1 protein-coding gene is annotated in these 1,406 nt (G+C 43.1%); it reads right to left on the minus strand.

All coding sequences use genetic code 11. The annotated features are described in order from the left end of the window. Positions 1-1,406: hypothetical protein (locus tag BUL40_RS15635; protein ID WP_080320001.1), on the minus strand; the 1,406-nt coding region annotated here is incomplete at both ends.

A 1,406-nucleotide genomic window follows, 5' to 3' on the forward strand; every position in this document is an offset into this window, starting at 1 on the left:
GTAATTGTTGCCCCAGATTCTTTTTTGAACTGTAAAGCGGTACCACCTTGAGTAGATACAGCGGTAAGGTTAACCAAGCTAGGGTTACCATTATCGCCGTCAGCTTCAACAGCAGTAGAGAAACCAGCCTCGGTGTGTAATACGTAGGCATCAGTTAAAGTACCGTTCCAACCTTCTGTCCAGTCAATGGCATCATCCTGGTTGTTCTCCATGTAGAAGTTAGATGCGGAAACCGTACCACCAAAGAACTCAACACCATCATCAGTACCGTTAAGAATAGCAACGTTAGAGATGGAAGTTTCTGAACCTACAGCATAAAGTGTTAATCCATTGTACTGCGATTCAGAGTTGATTTGTGCACCGGCATAGTTGATAATCAAGTAATCAATAGAACCAGAATCGTCCGCATCATTAGAACCACCGTAAATAATGTCTCCTACTTCCGCAGTAGCATCTACACCTTTAGTAGTTGTAGCATCGCCGGCAATTACCAAACCACCCCAGTCTCCAGGAGTTTCTCCAGAAGATGTCATTACCACAGGGTTTGCTGCAGTACCTTCAATAAAGATTTGACCACCTTTTTGTACAACTATGTAAGTACTTGTTTCTTCACCAGCTTCAACATCTGCAACAATTAGCGTTCCAGCAGGAATAGTTAAAGATGCGCCATCTTCTACGCTTAAAGAACCGTTTAAGAAGTAAGTGGTAGCTGCGTCCAAGGTAACTGAAGAAGACACAGAGCCTGTTAAAACAGCAGATTGAGAAGCACTATTTCCTGTAGCCCACTCAAACATAGAAGCACTTACAGTTGCAGGGCCTTCATAAGTTAATTCTGGGTTAGAAGTTTCCCCATCAATAGTAACATTGGTTACCGCACCACCATCTCTGTAATCAATAGAAGTATCGTAACCAGTTAGGGAAAGTCCAGTAATTGTTGCCCCAGATTCTTTTTTGAACTGTAGCGCGGTACCACCTTGAGTAGATACAGCGGTAAGGTTAACCAAGCTAGGGTTACCATTATCGCCGTCAGCTTCAACAGCAGTAGAGAAACCAGCCTCGGTGTGTAATACGTAGGCATCAGTTAAAGTACCGTTCCAACCTTCTGTCCAGTCAATGGCATCATCCTGGTTGTTCTCCATGTAGAAGTTAGATGCGGAAACCGTACCACCAAAGAACTCAACACCATCATCAGTACCGTTAAGAATAGCAACGTTAGAGATGGAAGTTTCAGAACCTACAGCATAAAGTGTTAATCCATTGTACTGCGATTCAGAGTTGATTTGTGCACCGGCATAGTTGATGATCAAGTAATCAATAGAACCAGAATCGTCCGCATCATTAGAACCACCGTAAATAATGTCTCCTACTTCCGCAGTAGCATCTACACCTTTAGTAGTTGTAGCATC

The organism is Croceivirga radicis (assembly GCF_002072105.2).
GTDB classification, from domain to species: domain Bacteria; phylum Bacteroidota; class Bacteroidia; order Flavobacteriales; family Flavobacteriaceae; genus Croceivirga; species Croceivirga radicis.